This window comes from Mesorhizobium sp. M7A.F.Ca.US.005.03.1.1 (genome assembly GCF_003997975.1).
Lineage (GTDB): Bacteria > Pseudomonadota > Alphaproteobacteria > Rhizobiales > Rhizobiaceae > Mesorhizobium > Mesorhizobium ciceri.
In genome coordinates this window covers 1-17,650 of sequence record NZ_RZRO01000031.1, presented here as the reverse complement: position 1 = coordinate 17,650, position 17,650 = coordinate 1, and the positions used below count along the sequence as shown (strand labels likewise).

Here is a 17,650-nt window from a genome sequence, read left to right as displayed (position 1 = left end):
CGCGTTTCGGCCGGTTGCCCTATTCGTGCCTAAGTGCGTCGATCGGGTCGAGCCTGGCGCCGCGCAGCGCCGGGAAGAAGCCGAACACCATGCCGATCAGGGCGGAAAAGCCGACGGCGAGCAGGATCACCGCCGGGCTCGGCGCAAACGGGATGGTCAGCGTCACCGCGGCGAGGCCGGCCAGCGCCAGCCCGATCAGGATGCCGATGATGCCGCCGAGCAGCGACAGCACCGTGGCCTCGACCAGGAACTGGATCAGGATGTGCTTTTCATGCGCGCCGATGGCGAGCCTGATGCCGATCTCGCGGGTGCGTTCGGTGACCGACACCAGCATGATGTTCATGATGCCGATGCCGCCGACCAGCAGGCTGACGCCGGCGACGGCGCCCAGCATGCCGGTCATGGTGGTGGTGGCGCTGGCCATGGCGTCGGCGATCTGGGTCATGTCGCGGATGGCGAAATCGCTTTCACGATCGGGCGTGATGCGTCTGGCGTCGCGCAGAATGTCCTCGACGCGCGGCTGCAGCTCGCTGGTCGGCGTGCGGTCATCGGCGGCGATGTAGATGTTGTCGATGTCGCGGTTGCCGGCGATGCGGCGCTGGTAGGCGTGCAGCGGCATCAGCACGACATTGTCCTGATCCTGGCCGAAGCCGGTATAGCCCTTGGGCTCGAGCAGGCCGATGATCTTGCAGGAGGTGCGGTTGACGCGGATGATCTCGCCCTCGGGATCGCCAGCGCCGAAGAATTGTTGGCGCACCGTCTCGCCGATCAGGCACACGCCGGTGCCCGAGCGGGTTTCGGAATCGCTGAACGGGCGGCCCGACACCAGTTTCCAGTCGCGCGCATCGAGATAGGCGCTGTCGGTGCCGGTGACGCCCGAGGTCAGGCTCTCGGTGCCGAAGATGACCCGGACCTGCTTTTGCGAAGCCGGCGAAATGGCGCGGGCGCCAGTCAGATGCGCAACCAGCGCCGCCAGCTCCTTTTCGGCCAGCGGACGCACCACCTGGTCGAGCCCGCCCGGGCCACCGGGACCGGCCGGGCGACCGGAGCGGACGACCAGCAGATTGCTGCCGAGCTTGGAGATGTCGGCCTTGACCTTCTGCGTGGTGCCCGAGCCGATGGTGAGCATGGCAATGACGGCGGCAACGCCGATGACGATGCCGAGCAAGGTCAGGAACGAGCGCAGCACGTTGCGGCGGATCGAGCGCAGCGACAGGCGGACGGTTTCCCAGATCATGGTTGTGCGATCTCCAGCTTCCTGGAATCAGAGGCGACGTGGCCGTCGAGGAAGCGGATGGTGCGTTCGGCATAGTCGGCGACATCGGCCTCGTGGGTGACCATGGCGATGGTTAGGCCAAGCTCCTTGTTGAGCCGCGTCAGCAACTCCATGATCTCGTGCGTGCGGGCGGTGTCGAGATTGCCGGTCGGCTCGTCGGCGACGAGCAGCGTCGGCCGCGTGACGATGGCGCGCGCGATCGCCACGCGCTGCTGCTGGCCGCCGGACAGTTCGGCCGGCGTGTGGTGCTCGCGGCCGACAAGGCCGACCTCCGCCAGGGCCTGCATGGCAAGGTCGCGGCGCTCGCGGGCGGCCACGCCGCGATAGATCAGCGGCAGTTCGACATTTTCGGCCGCCGTGGTGCGGGCCAGCAGATTGTAACCCTGGAAGACGAAGCCGACATAGAGGTTGCGCAGCATGGCGCGGCGGTTGCGGTCGAGGCGGCCGGCGTCGATGCCCATGAAGGAATAGGTTCCGGCCGTCGGCGTGTCGAGGCAGCCGATGATGTTCATCGCCGTCGACTTGCCGGAGCCGGACGGCCCCATGATGGCGACGAATTCGCCACGCCGGATGGCGAGGTCAATGCCGGCCAGCGCATGCACCTTGGCCTCGCCCTGGCCATAGCTCTTCCAGACCTTGTCGAAGGTGATGAGGGCAGCACCGGCAGCCACGGTATCAGCTCCGCTGCTGCGACGCGGTGATGACCTGTGCGCCTTCGTCGAGGCCAGAAATGATCTCGGTCAGTTCGCCGTCGGTCGAGCCGATCTTGACGTTGACCGGGTGCGGACGCCCGTTCTCCAGCACATAGAGCGTGCGCGAGCCGTCGGTGGGCACTGTGGCGGCCTGGCGCTGGCGGTTGCCGCCGGGGCGGCCCATGCGGCCGGTGAACAGGTCGCTGAGGCTCCAGCCGCGTGCGGCCTGTTGGGCAGGACGATAGCGGAAGGCGGTGGCCGGTACGGTGAGCACGTCCTTGGCCTGCTTGGTGACGACCGAAACGGTGGCGGTCATGCCGGGCCGCAGCAGCAGCTCGTTGTTGTCGACCTCGAGCCGCGCATTGTAGGTGACGACGCCGTCAGTGGTGACCGAGGCATAGGAGATGTCTCGGATCTCGGCATCGAACGGCCGCTCGGGGAAGGCATCGACGGTGAAGCGGGCATGCTGGCCGGATTTGACCGCACCGATGTCGGCCTCGTCGACCGCCGCCACCAGTTCCATGTTCCTGAGATCGGCGGCGATGATGAACAGCACCGGCGCCTGCAGCGAGGAGGCGACCGTCTGGCCGGGATCGACCGAGCGCGTCAAAACGATGCCGTCGATCGGCGCATAGATGGTGCTCTTGGCAAGGTCGGTCTGCTGCGCCTTGAGGTCGGCCTGGGCGATGGCGAGGTTGGCCTGCGCACTGTCTAGAGCTGCCTTGGAACGGTCGCGCGTGGCGGTTGCTGCTTCAAGCGACTGGTCGGTCGCCATGCCGCGCCTGGTCAGTTCGGCGGCGCGCACCAGCGCCTTCTCGTTTTCGGCCAGCGTAACCGTGGCGTCCTCGACATTGGCGGCGGCGGCCTTGGCCGAAGCTTCGGCGCGCTCGATCTGGACTTCGAGTTTCACCGTGTCGAGTGTCGCCAGCACGTCACCCTTCTTGACCTGCTGGTTCTCCTCGGCCGAGACCGAGCGGATGATGCCGGACAGTTCGCTTGAAATATCGACTTGGGTGAGTGGTTGCAGCGTGCCGGTCGCCGACACCGCGACTGTGAGGTCGGCCTTGGCGGCAGGCACTGTGGTGTAGTCAATCCTGGCCGGCGAGCCGGCATACCATTGATAGACGCCAAGCGCGGCGACGAGCACGATCAGCGCCAGCAACGCATAGAGCCACCCACGACGGCGCGATCTGCGCCGGCCTGTCTGGTCGAGCCCAAGCGCCGTCTCGATGGCGGAATCCGATTCCGTCTTTGGCAGATTGACAATCTGGTCCACGCTGGACCCCTATAATGCGCAATGTCCCTATCTGTGCACAGATCAGGCTTACCGGTTCAAATATCAAATTAAATTTCGCCCATGTTGGGATTGAGGCAGGAATGAAAACCCGGAATTACTTGCTTTACGATGTGTTTACGACCGAGCGACTGGCCGGCAATCCTTTGGCCGTCGTGCTGGACAGCAAGGGATTGGACACGGCCGCGATGCAGGCCATCGCGCGCGAATTCAACCTGTCCGAATCGGTGTTCGTCCTGCCGCCGGACAATCCCAAGCACAAAAACCGCATCCGCATCTTCACGCCCGACTATGAAATGCCGTTCGCCGGCCATCCGACGGTCGGCGCCGCGATCGCGCTGGCCGAACTTGCGGAGGAGGGCGGCGCCGGCATCTTCGTGCTGGAGGAAAACATCGGTCCGGTGCGGTGCGCCGTCAGCAAGCATGACGGCAACACTTTTGCCGAGTTCGATCTGGCGAAGCTGCCGGAGCCGCTGAAGCTCGATGCCGATCCGGAGGCGATCGGTGCCGCGCTTGGGTTGACGCCGCATGAGATCGGCTTCGAGAATCACCGCGTCGCGTTCTGGTCGGCGGGCGTGCCCTACGTCACCATCCCGGTTGCCAATCTCGAGGCGGCGGGCCGCATCCGGCTGGACAACCAGGCATGGTCGGAACTGGCGCCGCGCAAGAGCGAGTGGGCCTTCGCCAGCCCCTATGTCTACTGCCGCGAGACGGTGAACCACGAAAGCGCCTTCCATGTGCGCATGATCGTGCCCGGCACGCCTTCCTACGAGGATCCGGCGACCGGTTCGGCGGCAGCCGCCTTTGCCGGCGCCATCATGCATTTCGACGCGCCGACCGATGGCATTTCACAGCTGTGGATCGAGCAGGGGCTGGAGATGGGCCGGCCATCGCGCATCCGCCTCGAACTGACCGTGCAAGGCGGAAAACTGGCCTCGGCGCGCATCGGCGGCAACGCAATCAAGGTGGCGGAGGGCAAGCTGTTCGTTTGATCGAACGCATGCTCGGTCGATTTGTCGGGAAATGATTCCGGCAGGGCTGGACAGGACCGATGGTGGCGGCTATATGCCCGCCAACGCCGGTTTTTGCCGGCCGAGTGGGTGCGTAGCTCAGTTGGTAGAGCAGCTGACTCTTAATCAGCGGGTCCACAGTTCAATCCTGTGCGCACCCACCAAATTCCTAGAAGAGTTGGTGGAAAGACCCTGAAAGCGAGACGCGTTTGGCGCGTCTCGGGCAGGCTGTCTGACTGTGATTCTTTAACCGCGCTATCCAGATCTTGTGGCGATTCAGCCGCGTTGGAAAATGCGGGTCAGAAACCGGCCGAATCGAAAAGCAAGGCTCTTTTCCCCGGCTGCAGCATCGCTGGCGCCAATTCCGTCTTTTCCCCCGGAGAAATCGCTGATGGGCCACCAGAAGAAGACCAGGAAGACAACGAAAATGCCGGTGTCGATCGGGCCATGACTTGAATAGCTGCTGTGACGGAACACAACAGCGACCGCCCCGGCGATAACACCGCAGCTGCGGCAGGATGAAATTTCTTCATCCACAAAAATCTATTTGAGAATCGCCGTTACGGTAAGATGCCTCCTTTGTCGTGACAACGGCATCTTTGTCGGCCGATACGGGGAATGAATAACTACTTCTCCGAAACGCCAGCCTCTGCAAAACTCGCCATGCGGGCATGGCACTCCAGCGCCGAGCGGACGATGTTGACGGCGAGGCAGGCGCCGGAGCCTTCGCCGAGCCGCATGCCGAGATCGAGCAGCGGCGGCAGGCCGAGCGCTTCGAGCAGGCCGCGATGGCCTGACTCAGCGGAGACATGGGCTGCGATGGTGTGGGCGAGGCCGGTCGGGTGCAGCTTCGACAGCGGGGCTGCGGCGGCGGTGCAGACGAAGCCGTCGAGCAGCACGGGTATGCCGAGATGTCGGGCGGCGAGCGTGGCGCCGAAGATGGCGGCCAGTTCGCGTCCGCCGAGCACGGCAGCGATAGCAAGCGGGTCGGCGAGGGCTGCGGCATGGCGCTTCAGGCCGGCTTCGATGGCGACCACCTTGCGCTTCAAGCCGGCGTCATCGACGCCGGTGCCGCGCCCTGTCCACTTTTCCGCGCCGCCGCCGAACAGGGCTGCTGAGATGGCAGCCGCCGGCGTGGTGTTGCCGATGCCCATCTCGCCGAAGCAGATAAGGTCAAGATCCTTCGTCACCGCATCATAGCCGGCCGAGACCGCCGCCAGAAAGGGCGCTTCGTCCATTGCCGGACCTTGGGTGAAGTCGCCGGTCGGATGGTCGAGATCGAGCGGGATGACGTCGAGTTCGGCGCCGGCTATGCGGGCAAGCTGGTTGATGGCGGCACCGCCGCCAGCGAAATTCGCCACCATCTGCACGGTGACTTCCGAGGGATAGGCCGACACACCTTGCGCGGTGACGCCGTGGTTGCCGGCGAAGACGAAAACCTTGACGCGGTCGAGTTTCGGCATGTCGCGGCCCTGCCAGCGCGCCAGCCACGCGGCGATGGTCTCGAGCCGGCCGAGGCTGCCTTGCGGCTTGGTCAGCGTGTCCTGGCGGCGTGCGACCGCATTGGCCGCGGCATCGCTGCCAGCCGGCAGGTCGAGGCAGGCGGCGCGCAATTCACTAAGGGACTTGAAGGACATGGGGGCAAAGTCTCCGAAAAGGAATCAGGCCATGGGGATCAGGCCAAAGGGATCAGGAAAGCGCTACGGAAGCGACGAGCAGCACCGCGATCTCGCTTGCCTGCTGCAAGGCGCCGATCGTGTCGCCGGTCTGGCCCTCGATCTGGTTGAAGCAAAGGGCGCGGAATGCGGCAAACAGCAGGCCAAGCAGGATCAGCGCGAAGACGGCGCCGCCCAGCCCGAGCAAGAGAAGCGGGATCGCGCCGAGCAAGGCGCCGGCCATGGCGGTTTCCTGCGACACGGTGCCGGCGTCGACCGAGAGGCCGTCGACGCGCGCTGGAGGCAAGAGATGCATGAAAGCGCCAAGCAGGCCGCGCGAGGCCGCGTGTGCGGCCAGGAGGGCAAACAGGGCCTGTGTGGGATCGACGAACTCCGACAGCGCGCTCCAGCGGACCAGCAGCGACAGAGCCAGCGCCGCCGCACCATAGGCGCCGATGCGGCTGTCGCGCATGATCTCAAGTTTGCGGCCGCGCGATTTGCCGCCGCCAAACCCGTCGGCGACGTCGGACAGGCCGTCCTCATGCAGGCAGCCGGTGGTGAGCAGGGTTGCCACAAGGGCAAGTGCGGCCGCCGGCCCCATGGCAAGGCCGAACCGTTCCGCCGTGGCAAAAACGATGGCGCCGATCAGGCCGACGACGAGACCGGCGATGGGGGCGGCCCAGATCGCCGCGGCAAGGCTGCGGCCGCGAAAATCGAAGACGGGCAGCGGCAGCCTGGTGAAGAAGACCAGGCAGAGCGCGATGTCGTCGACGACCTGTCGTGGTGAGAGGGCCAGATTCCCGAATTTCATGCTCTAGCCCCTCGCAATCGCATGGAAGAAGGTGCCGCTGACATGGCCGCGCCGGTAGCCCGAGGCGCCGATCGGATTGCCCTGGCCGTCGGCAAGGTCGGCCAGCGGCTCGTCATTGCCGGTGGCCGTCATCTGCGCATAGTGGAATTCGTGGCCACGGATCAGCGCGCCCTGTGCACCCAGCGGACAATCGGCACGCAGCCGCGCCTCGCGGTAGCCGAGGTTCATCTTGCGCCTGGCGAAGCTGGTGGCGTGGCCGAGCAGGCCGAGCATCGCATGCGTTTCGCCCGACGCGTCCTCCAGAGCTTCGCCGAGCACCATGAAGCCACCGCACTCGCCATGGATGGGCTTCGTCGCGGCGAAACGCGCCATGCCGGCGCGGAAAGTCGCGGCGGCGGCGAGCTTGCCGGCGTGAAGCTCGGGATAGCCGCCCGGCAGCCAGCAAACGTCGCAGGTCCCGTCGGGCGCTTCGTCGACGAGCGGCGAGAACGGGACGATTTCCGCACCCGCCTTGCGCCAGTAGGCGGCGACATGCGGATAGAGGAAGGTGAAGGCGGCATCCTCGGCCAGCGCGATGCGTTGGCCGGGCGGCGCCAGCGCGTCGTCGAAACCGCCGGGCGCCGGAGTGAGGGGCGTCGCCAGGGCCATGATCGCATCGAGATCGAGCGACTTTTCCGCCATGTCGGCCAGCCTGTCGAGATGCGCCATCAGGTCGTCATATTCGCCAGCCTGGACAAGGCCGAGATGGCGCTCGGGCAGGTTCAGCGTGGGATCGCGCAGGATGGCGCCGACGACCGGCAGGCCGATCGCCTCGATGGCCTCGCTGCACAGCTTGCGATGGCGCTCGCTGCCCAGCCGATTGAGCGCGACACCGGCCATGCGCACGTCAGGATCATAGGTGGCAAAACCCTTGGCGACAGCCGCCGCCGTGGTCGACTGGCCGGAGACGTCGAGCACCAGCAGCACCGGCAGGCCGTAGAGGCGGGCGAGGTCGGCGGCCGAGCCGGTTCGACCGGGAGCCGCGGGTATCCCGTCGAACAGTCCCATGGCGCTTTCCAGGATGACGAAATCGGTGTCATCGGCGGCTTGCGCGGCAAGCCCGTTGAGCAGCGATGGCGGCATCGCCCAGCTGTCCAGATTGACACCGGAGAGGCCCGTGGCGGCGGTGTGGAAGCCGGGGTCGATATAGTCGGGGCCGGATTTGGCGCCGCGCACTTTCAAGCCGCGCCGGGTCAGCGCGCGCAGGATGCCGATGGTGACGCTGGTCTTGCCGGAGCCGGAGCGCGGCGCGCCGATGATGATGGCGCGGGCCGTCATGCTTGCCCCGCCAGGGCCGCGCGCATGGCAACGATGCCGCCGACGACGATCAGCGCCGGCGAGGCGAGACCGGCGGCCGCTGCTTCCTCGGCAATGGTGGCGAGCGTGGCGACGACGGTTCGTTCCTGCGGCGTCGTCGCGGCGACGATCACTGCCGCCGGTGTCGACGGCGCCAGCCCGCCATCGAGCAGTGCTGCGGCGATCAAGGGCAGATTGGCCATGCCCATATAGACGACCACAGGCTGGCCGGTGCGGGCGATCGCTGCCCAGTCGAGATCGTCATCGGTGCCGGCGGCGTGGCCGGTGGCCAGGATCACCGCCTTGTTGATGCCGCGCATGGTGGCGGGGATGCCGGTCGCGGCCAGCGCACTGAGGCCCGAGGTCAGGCCGGGCAGTACGCGGAACGGGATACTTTCCCGCGCCAGCGCCAGAGCTTCTTCGCCGCCACGGCCGAAAATATAGGGATCGCCGCCCTTCAGCCTGACGACGCGGCGGCCTTCGCGTGCGAGCCGGACCAGCAGGGCGGTGATGTCGTCCTGTTTCATCGACGGTTTGCCGCCGCGCTTGCCGGCAAAGAAAAGCTCGGCATTCTCCGCAACTGCGACAATGTCAGGGGACACCAGTGCGTCGTAGACCAGCGCATCCGCCTCGGCCAAAGCCGCCAACACTTCAAGCGTCAGGCAGCCGGGGTCGCCGGGGCCGGCGCCGGCCAGCCAGACATGGCCCGGCTCCAGTTGGCGCGGCTTGAAGTTCAGCCGGGACAAGGCTTTTTCGAGCGTGGCGTTTTCGCCGGTGTTTTTGGTGCTGCCGCTCACAATCCGTCCCGTCCGCGAAAACGCCGCTGATAATGGGCGTCGTATAATGAACTCTCGCCAAAACCTCGCGCCGCCAGCGAGCGGCCGACGAAGATGATCGCCGTGCGCTCCATCGGATCGGCGGCGAGCTGTGCCTCGATGGTCGCCAGCGTGCCGGTCAGCACGCGCTCGTCCGGCCAGGAAGCGCGGAAGACGACCGCCACCGGGCAATCGCCGCCATAGTGCGGCGTCAGTTCGGCGACGACGCGATCGATGGCGTGGATGGCCAGATGAATAGCGAGCGTGGCGCCGGTGCGGCCGAAGCCGGCCAGCGTCTCGCCGGGTGGCATTTTGGAGGCGCGCCCGGAAATGCGGGTCAGCACAAGGCTTTGCGCCACTTCGGGAATGGTCAGCTCGCGGCGCAATGCTGCGGCGGCAGCGGCGAAGGAGGGGACGCCCGGCGTCAGCGTATAAGGGATGCCGTGCTTTTCCAGCCGGCGGATCTGCTCGGCGACCGCGCTCCATACCGACAGGTCACCGGAATGCAGCCGGGCGACATCCTGGCCTGATTTGTGCGCCTCGAGATAGGCGGCCTCGATCTCGTCGAGCGACATCGGCGCGGTGTCGACCAGCTTTGTCCCCGGCGCGCAGTGCTGCAGCAATTCGGGCGCGACGATCGAGCCGGCATGCAGGCAAACCGGGCAGTTTGCCAAAAGCCTTGCGCCGCGCAGCGTGATGAGGTCGGCCGCACCTGGACCGGCGCCGATGAAATGAACGGTCATGGCGCATCTCCGCTGATGGCGATGGCGCAGGTGACCGGGCCGAGCACTGTGCGGGGGCCAAGCAGTTTTGCGCCTGTGCCGGCCACGGCGAGGGCGGACGCCTCGGAGACCGATGGTGTGCCGGCAACATCCTGCGAGAGATCGGAATGGCTGAGCGTATCCGACGAGGCAGCTTGAAGTGCTGAGTCGTCGACGACGATGACGGGAAGACTCAGCGTGCGGCCAGCGGCGGCGATCGCTTCTTCATCCTTCTTGAACGCGGCAGTCGCCAGTGCCGACAGCGCCGTCATCGCCAACCCATGCGCCTCCAGCGCCGTTTCGATCGCCGCAAGCACCTCTTCGACGCCCACGCCCTTTCGGCAGCCTATGCCTGCGACCATCATGGCTTCATCCAGCTCCATTGCGTCACTGGCATGGCCGGCCGCCAGGCCTGCATCGAGCCGACCGGCGAGGCCCGCGAGATGTTTATCCGCGTGAGATCGCCGCCGAGCTTCGTATGCTGGGCAAGAAGCAGGGCTTCCATCTCCAGCGTTACCGCGTTTGCCACGAGACGGCCGCCAGTGTGCAGGGCCTTGATGGCAGCTTTCAAGACACCGGCATCGCTGCCGCCACCGCCGATGAAGATCGCGTCTGGCGTGTCCAACCCGGCAAGCGCCTTGGGCGCGCTGCCTTCGACCACGACAAGGCCGGGAACGCCACAGGCAGCGGCGTTGCGACCAATACGGGCAGCGCGCACCGGATCGGCCTCGATGGCAAAAGTGCGCATCGAAGGGTGGGCCAGCATCCATTCGATGCCGATGGAACCGGAGCCGGCGCCGATGTCCCACAGCAACTCGCCGCGCCGCGGCGCCAGCGCCGACAGGGTGATCGCGCGGATTTCGCGCTTGGTGATCTGGCCGTCATGGTCGAACAGGTGATCGGCAAGGCCTGATGTGAGCGGCAGCACGCGCGCGTCCGGACCGGATTCAACTTCGACCGCCAGCACGTTGAGCGGATTGAGGTTTTCGAGGTCGAAGGCATCGGCGCGGACCGAGCGCTGGGTCTCGCTTGGCCCACCCAACGCCTCCAGGATCGTCAGCCGCGATGCGCCGAAGTCGAGTTCCGCGAGCAGGCGGGCAATCGCCGCGGGGGCTTCTGCATCCGAGGTCAGCGCCAGGATGCGCGCGCCTGGCTGCAGCAGCGGCCGGATCAGGTCGAGCGGCCGGCCGTGCAGCGAGACGGTTTCGATATCCTGCAGCGCCCAGCCGAGCCGGGCGGCCGCCAGTGAAACGGCTGAAGGCGCGGGGATAACGTGCATCTCCTGCGCCTTGACCTTGCGGGCGAGCGTGGCGCCGACGCCGTGGAAGAAGGGATCGCCGGACGCGAGCACACAGACGTTCCTGCCGGCAAGCGCCAGGACGTCAGCCATCTCGGCATCGAAGGGAACCGGCCATGGGCGCGGCTCGCCCTTGGCGAAGGAAGCGACAAGGGCGAGGTGCCGCTTGCCGCCGAAGATGATCTCAGCCTGGGCAATCCGCTGCTTGGCCTCGTCGCCGAGACCCGCTAAACCGTCCTCGCCGATGCCGACGACTGTCAGCCAGGCGGCTCGCGATTGACGCTCAGCAGGCATAATGACCCACCGTATCCTGATCCTCGGCGGCACCACCGAAGCGCGGCAACTGGCCGGAAAACTGGCGGCGCGTGCCTCGGTCACACTGTCGCTGGCCGGCCGCACCGAAAGCCCGGTCGCGCAAGGCGTGCCGGTGCGAAGCGGAGGCTTTGGCGGCGCCGACGGGCTGGCCGCTTACCTCACGGAAACGGCCACCGATCTGCTGATCGACGCCACGCATCCCTATGCGGCGCAAATCTCCGCCAATGCCGCACAAGCCGCGCGCATGGCCGGCGTGCCGATCCTTGCCCTGCGGCGTCCCGGCTGGGATCCTGTCGAAGGCGACCGCTGGACGTTGGTCGGTACGGTCGGCGATGCCGCGCAAGCGCTTGGACCGGCGCCGCGCCGCGTTTTTCTGGCACTGGGCCGGCAAGAGGTTGCGGCTTTCGAAGCAGCGCCCCAGCACCACTATCTCATTCGCAGTGTCGATCCGGTCGAGCCGAAGCTGGCCGTGCCCGACGCCGAATATCTGTTGGCCCGTGGCCCGTTTCGCGACGCGGAGGAACGCGCGCTGCTCGAAAGGCACCGCATCGATGTCGTGGTGTCCAAGAACAGCGGCGGCGAGGCGACCTTTGGCAAGATCGCCTCGGCGCGGGCGCTTGGCATCGAGGTGGTCATGATCCGCAGGCCTGATCTGCCGGACGTGCCCTCGGCTGAAACCGTCGAAGCGCTGGCCGCCATTGTCGATCGATTTGGGGTCGATCATTTTGTCCGACCCGTGGAAGAGCGCGGCGTGTAGACCAGCGCCGGCTTCTCCGTGCGCTTGATAATCCTGGTTTCCGGCGAGCCGATGATGATGCAGGTCGCCATGTCCGCCTTTTCAGCCTCGACATCGGCCAGCAGGTAGACCTCGATACGCTCGTCCGGGCGACCGGCGGCGCGGCCGAAGATTACCGGCGTGGTGCCCGGCAGGATGGCGGTCAGGCACTCGAAGGCGCGGCCGAGTTGCCAGGGGCGGGCCTTGCTGATCGGGTTATAAAGCGCGATGACGAAGCCGGCACCGGCCGCCGCCAGCAGGCGCAGTTCGATCAATTCCCATGGCTTTAGATTGTCGGAGAGCGAGATGGCGCAGAAATCATGGCCGAGCGGCGCCCCGATGCGGGCGGCAACCGCCAGCATGGCGGTGATGCCGGGCACCACGGCGACATCGACCGCGCGCCATTCGACCGGACCGGCCTCGATCGCCTCGCAGACGGCCGCCGCCATGGCGAACACGCCGGGATCGCCGCCGGAGACCACGGCGACGTCATGGCCCTCTGCGGCCTTGCTCAATGCGTCCTTGGAGCGGGCGAGTTCCTCGCGGTTGTCGGAAGCGACGCGGGTCTGGTCCGGGCGCAGGTCCAGCCGATCGAGATAGGGCTTGTAGCCGTAAAAGAATTTCGCCTCGGCGACAGCGCGGCTGGCCTCCGGGGTGACCTGATCGGCATTGCCGGGCCCAAGGCCGATGACGGTGAGACGGCCACTCATGCCTGTGCTCCCACGGCGCCGGGGCGACCGGACCAGCCGGCGACCAGCACGATGGCGAAGTAGGGTGCCTTGTCGTCCTTTTTGTCGGCAAGCTTCATCGAGACGCTGCCGGCCATGGTGCCGCGCTCGACATAGACGGCGCGCGACAGCTTGGCCGTAGCCTCCAGCGCCCGCCTGATCTTGGGCAGGTTGCGGCCGACCTTCATGATCACGGCGGCATCGGTGTCGGCGAGCCGGCGGCTCAGCTCGAATTCGCTCATCGTGCCCGGCAGCACGGTGAGCACGTCGTCGCCCTGGACGATCGGAATACCGGTCTGCGACCAGCAGCCGGACATGGCGGTGACGCCGGGGATGACTTCGGTCGGAAAACGATGGGCGAGGCGCACATGCAGATGCATGTAAGAGCCGTAGAACAGCGGGTCGCCCTCCGACAGCACCGCAACCATTCTGCCGGCTTCGAGGTGCTCGGCGACCTTCTCGGCCGACTCCTCGTAGAAAGCCGTGATCTGCGAGCGGTAGTCGTCGTGATCCCTGGCGATTTCGGTTGTGACGGGATAGAGCAGCGGCAATTCCGTCATTTCGGGCCGGAACTGCGCTTCGACGACTGCACGGGCGTTGCTGTTGTTGCCGCGCTTGGCGAAATAGGCCACGACATCGGCCTCGGCCAGGATGCGGGCGGCTTTTAGGGTCAGCAGTTCGGGGTCGCCAGGACCGGTGCCGACGCCAACGAGGCGGCCTTTGAGAAAGGCGTTCACAGGCCAGGCCTCGCCAATGAATTGAGCGCGGCGGCGGTCATGGCACTGCCGCCAAGCCGGCCACGCACGATGGCGTAGGGAACGCCGTAGGAATTCTCGGCCAGCGCATCCTTGGATTCGGCCGCACCGACGAAGCCGACCGGCATGCCGATGATGGCCGCCGGCTTTGGTGCGCCATCGCGCAGTTTTTCCAGGAGATAGAATAGCGCGGTCGGCGCATTGCCGATGGCAACCACAGAGCCGGCCATGCGCTCGCCCCAGAGGTCGATGGCGGCCGCCGAACGGGTGTTGCCGATTTGCCTGGCAATTTCGTGCGTACGCGGGTCGCGCAAGGTGCAGATCACCTCGTTGCCCGCCGGCAGCCTGGCGCGGGTGACGCCATGCGAGACCATTTCCGCGTCGCAGAAGATCGGCGCGCCGGCCGCCAAAGCGGTGCGGGCGGCGGCAACGAAATCCTTGGAGAACACAAAATGATTTGAAGCTTCGACCTGGCCGCAGGCATGGATCATGCGAATGGCGACATCGGCCTCAGCTTTGGAGAAGCGCGACAGATCGGCCTCGGCGCGGATGATGGCGAAGGAGCGCTCGTAGATCGCCGTGCCGTCATGGATGTAGTCGTAGGCGGCCATGCTCATTTCCGTTTTTCAGTTTGGGCCTGTCGGTAGGCCTCGGCGATACCGGCCGGCCCGAGCCTTGTCAGGCAAGCGGCGGCGGTTTCACCTTGATATCGTGTGCTGCGGATCATCGCCGCGACGCGGCCGATGCCGCGCGCGGCGTCATAGCCCGGCCTGTAGCCGGCAGGAAGGGCCTTTGCCGTCGCGTTCACGACAAGTCCGGCTCCATTTTCGCCGCCGACGATCGTCAGCGCTGCCGGACCGGGGTGGGCGCAGCCTTTGGCACAGCCGGAAATGTGAAGGGTGAAGTCGAGGATGTCGGCTGTTTCAGCGGCTATCGTCTCGGCGATGTCGCGTGTGGCGATGCGGCCGGAGGCGCAGGCCGGCATGCCCGGGCAAGCGGCAATGCGCGTGCGCGGGTCGGTGGGGGCGATGACGAAGCCGAGGGTGGCGGCGGTGTGCTGGAGGGGGTGGTTGGCGGCGATTGGTTGACCGAGGAAGAGCAGGGCGCGACCGGGGGCGAGGCGGATTTCTGACGTGCCGAGGGCGAGGGCGTGTTGGGCGAGGCTGATGAGCTTGTCGGCCGGCATGCTGCCGTAGGGCAGGGCGATGCCGAGGGCGGTGGCGTGGCCGGCTAAGGGGAAAAGGCCGATAGGTTTGCGCGAGGCGCCCCCCTCTGTCCTGCCGGACATCTCCCCCTCTAGGGGGGAGATTGCGCCGTCACCGATGGTTTCGCCAATCTCCGGTGTTGTTAAGGAAAAGCCGGCGTCGAAGCTGCCAATCTCCCCCCCTGAGGGGGAGATGTCCGGCAGGACAGATCGGGGCGCCTCGCGCAAACTCGTCGAGCATAGCCAACCCGCCAGGGACACTAATTGCCTCTCCGATAAATCCCTTGCGTGAGCCTCGCGGCCTTTCTCTGCAACCATCCTTAGAGCTGCAACGGCAATATCGCGCGCCGCACCTTGATCGGCAAACGCCAGCGGCCTCGCATTCCTCCCGTCGCCCGCGACAGACACCCGCCACCGAACTCCCGCATCGGTGCGCGTTGCAGCAAGCCGCAGGTCGGCCGTGACCGCATCCATGGTGAGTTGCCCGCAGCCGTCCACAACGACCGACACCTTCGGTCCTAGGCGCTGTACGAGCCCAGCTTCTTCGATCGCAGCCCTGATACGTTCAGCCAGCGGCCGGGGGTCGGCAATCTCTTGCGGATCAATGCCTGCCAGCGGCCCGGTCTCGACCGGCACGCCGGTGCGAACCGCGATATCAAGCGCATCGACCTCCGCCGCCAGCAGCGCAGCACTTTGCGCCGTCAGGCCGCGTATCTGCAAACTGCCGCGCGCGGTGACTTCCATGATGCCATTGCCGTGCCGCAAAGCGGATTCGGCTAGTCCGATCAACGACTCTGGCGACATTCCCCCAGCAACCGGGTTGAGCCGCACCAGCAGGCCGTCGCCGGTTTGCATCGGTGCCGACAAAGCCGGACAGGCGCCGCGGCGCGAGAAGGCGCTCATGCCGCCACCCCAAGTGCTTCTGCCTCGGCGATCAGGGCTGCGAGATCGTCGTCGATGGAATTGCGCAAGGGATGCCAGAGACTACGCCGGCGCGCCGACAGGAAGCGTTCGGCAATGATTTTTGCCGCGGCGGGGTTCTCGCGCAGGATGAAGGCGCGGACCATGGGATCGCCTAGATAGGCATCATGAACCGCCTCGATCAGCGTTCCCGAAATGGCGTGCGTGGTTTCGGCGAAGCCGACCAGCCGGTCGACGGTTTCGGCGAATTCGGAGGCGCCGCGCGGGCCGTGGCGCATCTGGCCTGATATGAAGCGTGGATGGACGGCGCGGGCACGCACGACGCGCGCTACGGCCTCACTGATCGAGCGTGGCTTCGGCTTTTGCGGGTCCGTGGTGTCGAGCACGATGACGTCGGCATTCCTACCGAGCGCCGCAACTGCTGCGGAAAAGCCGCCGATGAAGGCGACATCGGCGGAGCCCTCGAGGATGTCGCGGCCGGGGTCGTCGCCGGTGTGGACGAGAAGATCGGCTTCGGCGATGCGGCCCTCGAAAACGCCGGGCGCGGAGATGCCTTCGCCCCCGGCGCCGCCATAGGCGTGCGATGTAGCGTCGAGATAGGCGCGGCCGATTTCGTCGCGCGCGCTCCAGTCGCCGGAGGACATGAGATCCTCGACGCCGGCGCCATAGGTGCCGGGCGAGGTGCCGAAAATGCGCGGGCTGATCTTGCCGTCGGCGCGGGGTTTGGCCGCGAGCGGGTTTTCCGAATCGTCCTCGTCGCGCGCGGCAACCGCGTTGGCTGCGGCATCGATCAGCGCGATTTGGGTCGGGAACATGTCGCGGAACAGGCCTGATATGCGCCATGTGACATCGACGCGTGGCCTTCCGAGCGTGGCCGGCGGCAGCACTTCGATGCCGGTGATGCGGCCGGTGGCCAAATCCCATTGCGGCCGGCAGCCCATCAGCGCCAGGCCTTGAGCGATCTCCTCGCCGCCGGTGCGCAGCGATGCCGAGCCCCAGAGATCGATGACCAGCGAGCGTGGCCAGTCGCCATGCGACTGCATGTAGCCGCGCACGACTTCCTCCGCCGCTGCCCTGCCCAAATCATAGGCGGTCGGCGTCGGCATGGTGCGCGGGTCCGAGGTGAACAAATTGCGGCCGGTGGGCAAGACGTCCGAGCGGCCGCGCGCAGGCGCGCCGGCCGGACCGGCCTTGACGTGGCCGCCATCGAGCGCGGCAAGCAGCGCCGCCTTCTCGGCTTCAGCGCTCTGGCGGCGCATGGCGTCGGGCTCATCCTCCGGAGCGCGGCCATAGATATGCAGCCCGTCCTTGATGGCGAAATCCTTGAGATCGCAAAGCCAGGCGTCGATGCGGCGCAGCGCCTCGTCCGGCGCGTCGGTCGTGGCGACGCCGGCTTCGGAGGCGAGACCGGTTTTTTGCGCGGTGTCGACGATCAGTTTCGCCAGTCGGTCACGGCGGCGACGGTCGAGCCCGTCGGCCTGGGCATATTCATCGACCAGCCGCTCGAGCTTGTGCTGGTTTTCGTTCAGCCCGGCGCCGGTCAGCGGTGGCGGCAAATGGCCAAGGGTGACGGCGGCAATGCGCCGCTTGGCCTGCGCCGCTTCGCCCGGGTTGGAGACGATGAAGGGATAGATGACGGGCAGGGGACCGGTGACGATCTCCGGAAAGCAGTTTTCCGACAGAGCAACGGTTTTGCCCGGCAGCCATTCAAGCGTGCCATGGGCGCCGACATGGACCAGCGCGTGGACGCCGAGCGACTTGCGCAGCCAGAGGCCGAAGGCGATCAGCGCATGGCGCGGGGGCAGCGTCGGGTCGTGGTAGTCGGCGCGGCGGTCGACGGAGCGGCCGCGGTCGGGGGCGAGGGCGATGGTGACGTTGCCGAAGGTGGCGGCGCGGAAGGGGAAGCTTCCGCGCAAACCTGTTTCGTCTTCCGCTTTGCCCCAAGCGGCTTCGACCGCAGTGATTGCCGCAGTCGGCAACTCCGTCGAGAAGGCAATGTAGTTATC

General features: G+C 66.5%; 18 protein-coding genes and 1 tRNA gene. 3 read left to right on the top strand and 16 right to left on the bottom strand.

Annotated features, from left to right (window positions below):
* Positions 1-19: 19 nt before the first annotated feature.
* Genes EN990_RS15270 through EN990_RS15260 form a run of 3 tightly spaced genes read right to left on the bottom strand, consistent with a single transcriptional unit; the run spans position 20 to position 3,244 of the window.
* Positions 20-1,237 carry an ABC transporter permease gene (locus EN990_RS15270; RefSeq protein ID WP_063168255.1) on the bottom strand — a complete coding sequence of 406 codons (1,218 nt, stop codon included), beginning with the start codon at positions 1,235-1,237 and terminating at the stop codon, positions 20-22.
* On the bottom strand, positions 1,234-1,947 hold the full coding sequence (locus EN990_RS15265) for an ABC transporter ATP-binding protein (RefSeq protein ID WP_027160565.1): 714 nt from the start codon (positions 1,945-1,947) through the stop codon (positions 1,234-1,236). The genes EN990_RS15270 and EN990_RS15265 overlap by 4 nt, the downstream gene beginning before the upstream one ends.
* A gap of 4 nt (positions 1,948-1,951) precedes the next feature.
* On the bottom strand, positions 1,952-3,244 hold the full coding sequence (locus tag EN990_RS15260; RefSeq protein ID WP_127369570.1) for an efflux RND transporter periplasmic adaptor subunit: 1,293 nt from the start codon (positions 3,242-3,244) through the stop codon (positions 1,952-1,954).
* 101 nt (positions 3,245-3,345) lie between these two features.
* Between EN990_RS15260 and EN990_RS15255 the strand changes: the two genes are divergently transcribed.
* Positions 3,346-4,254 carry a PhzF family phenazine biosynthesis protein gene (locus EN990_RS15255; RefSeq protein ID WP_027160563.1) on the top strand — a complete coding sequence of 303 codons (909 nt, stop codon included), beginning with the start codon at positions 3,346-3,348 and terminating at the stop codon, positions 4,252-4,254.
* 106 nt (positions 4,255-4,360) lie between these two features.
* Positions 4,361-4,436: transfer RNA gene (locus EN990_RS15250), tRNA-Lys, on the top strand.
* 112 nt (positions 4,437-4,548) lie between these two features.
* On the opposite strand, the gene EN990_RS15245 is transcribed toward EN990_RS15250, so the two are convergent.
* The 8 genes from EN990_RS15245 to cbiE form a co-directional block, all read right to left on the bottom strand.
* Positions 4,549-4,809, bottom strand: a complete 261-nt coding sequence (locus EN990_RS15245; RefSeq protein ID WP_024501379.1) for a hypothetical protein — start codon at positions 4,807-4,809, stop codon at positions 4,549-4,551.
* An 89-nt stretch (positions 4,810-4,898) separates the two neighbouring features.
* Positions 4,899-5,909, bottom strand: coding sequence for a nicotinate-nucleotide--dimethylbenzimidazole phosphoribosyltransferase (gene cobT / locus EN990_RS15240; RefSeq protein ID WP_064993764.1), 1,011 nt, complete (start codon positions 5,907-5,909; stop codon positions 4,899-4,901).
* A gap of 52 nt (positions 5,910-5,961) precedes the next feature.
* Positions 5,962-6,738 (bottom strand): adenosylcobinamide-GDP ribazoletransferase, encoded by a 777-nt coding sequence (cobS, locus tag EN990_RS15235; protein ID WP_024501377.1) that lies wholly within the window; start codon positions 6,736-6,738, stop codon positions 5,962-5,964.
* A gap of 3 nt (positions 6,739-6,741) precedes the next feature.
* A complete protein-coding gene (locus EN990_RS15230) occupies positions 6,742-8,055 on the bottom strand; it encodes a cobyrinate a,c-diamide synthase (protein WP_064993762.1) in 1,314 nt (437 codons plus the stop codon).
* Complete coding sequence (gene cobA, locus EN990_RS15225; protein WP_024501375.1) at positions 8,052-8,870, bottom strand: uroporphyrinogen-III C-methyltransferase; 819 nt, start codon at positions 8,868-8,870, stop codon at positions 8,052-8,054. The genes EN990_RS15230 and cobA overlap by 4 nt, the downstream gene beginning before the upstream one ends.
* Positions 8,867-9,631: a precorrin-4 C(11)-methyltransferase gene (gene cobM / locus EN990_RS15220; RefSeq protein ID WP_024501374.1), complete on the bottom strand. Its 765-nt coding sequence runs from the start codon at positions 9,629-9,631 to the stop codon at positions 8,867-8,869. The genes cobA and cobM overlap by 4 nt, the downstream gene beginning before the upstream one ends.
* A complete protein-coding gene (locus EN990_RS15215; RefSeq protein WP_013531079.1) occupies positions 9,628-10,014 on the bottom strand; it encodes a cobalamin biosynthesis protein in 387 nt (128 codons plus the stop codon). Before EN990_RS15215 ends, cobM begins: the two co-directional genes overlap by 4 nt.
* The gene (gene cbiE, locus EN990_RS15210; protein WP_127385520.1) at positions 10,011-11,240 is read right to left on the bottom strand and encodes a precorrin-6y C5,15-methyltransferase (decarboxylating) subunit CbiE; all 1,230 of its coding nucleotides are present in this window, start codon (positions 11,238-11,240) and stop codon (positions 10,011-10,013) included. The genes EN990_RS15215 and cbiE overlap by 4 nt, the downstream gene beginning before the upstream one ends.
* 1 nt (position 11,241) lies before the next feature.
* On the opposite strand from cbiE, the gene EN990_RS15205 reads away from it, so the two are divergent.
* Positions 11,242-12,018: a cobalt-precorrin-6A reductase gene (locus EN990_RS15205; RefSeq protein WP_127371420.1), complete on the top strand. Its 777-nt coding sequence runs from the start codon at positions 11,242-11,244 to the stop codon at positions 12,016-12,018.
* On the opposite strand, the gene EN990_RS15200 is transcribed toward EN990_RS15205, so the two are convergent.
* The 5 genes from EN990_RS15200 to EN990_RS15180 all read right to left on the bottom strand — a co-directional run.
* A complete protein-coding gene (locus EN990_RS15200; RefSeq protein ID WP_024501370.1) occupies positions 11,982-12,746 on the bottom strand; it encodes a precorrin-3B C(17)-methyltransferase in 765 nt (254 codons plus the stop codon). The two genes, EN990_RS15205 and EN990_RS15200, sit on opposite strands and share 37 nt — an antisense overlap.
* Positions 12,743-13,501, bottom strand: coding sequence for a precorrin-2 C(20)-methyltransferase (locus EN990_RS15195; RefSeq protein ID WP_127385521.1), 759 nt, complete (start codon positions 13,499-13,501; stop codon positions 12,743-12,745). The genes EN990_RS15200 and EN990_RS15195 overlap by 4 nt, the downstream gene beginning before the upstream one ends.
* Complete coding sequence (locus tag EN990_RS15190) at positions 13,498-14,130, bottom strand: precorrin-8X methylmutase (RefSeq protein ID WP_127370535.1); 633 nt, start codon at positions 14,128-14,130, stop codon at positions 13,498-13,500. The genes EN990_RS15195 and EN990_RS15190 overlap by 4 nt, the downstream gene beginning before the upstream one ends.
* A 2-nt stretch (positions 14,131-14,132) precedes the next feature.
* Positions 14,133-15,626, bottom strand: a complete 1,494-nt coding sequence (cobG, locus tag EN990_RS15185) for a precorrin-3B synthase (RefSeq protein ID WP_127385522.1) — start codon at positions 15,624-15,626, stop codon at positions 14,133-14,135.
* The coding region (locus tag EN990_RS15180) for a cobaltochelatase subunit CobN (RefSeq protein ID WP_206526343.1) at positions 15,623-17,650 on the bottom strand (2,028 nt) is incomplete at its 5' end. The genes EN990_RS15180 and cobG, both read right to left, overlap by 4 nt.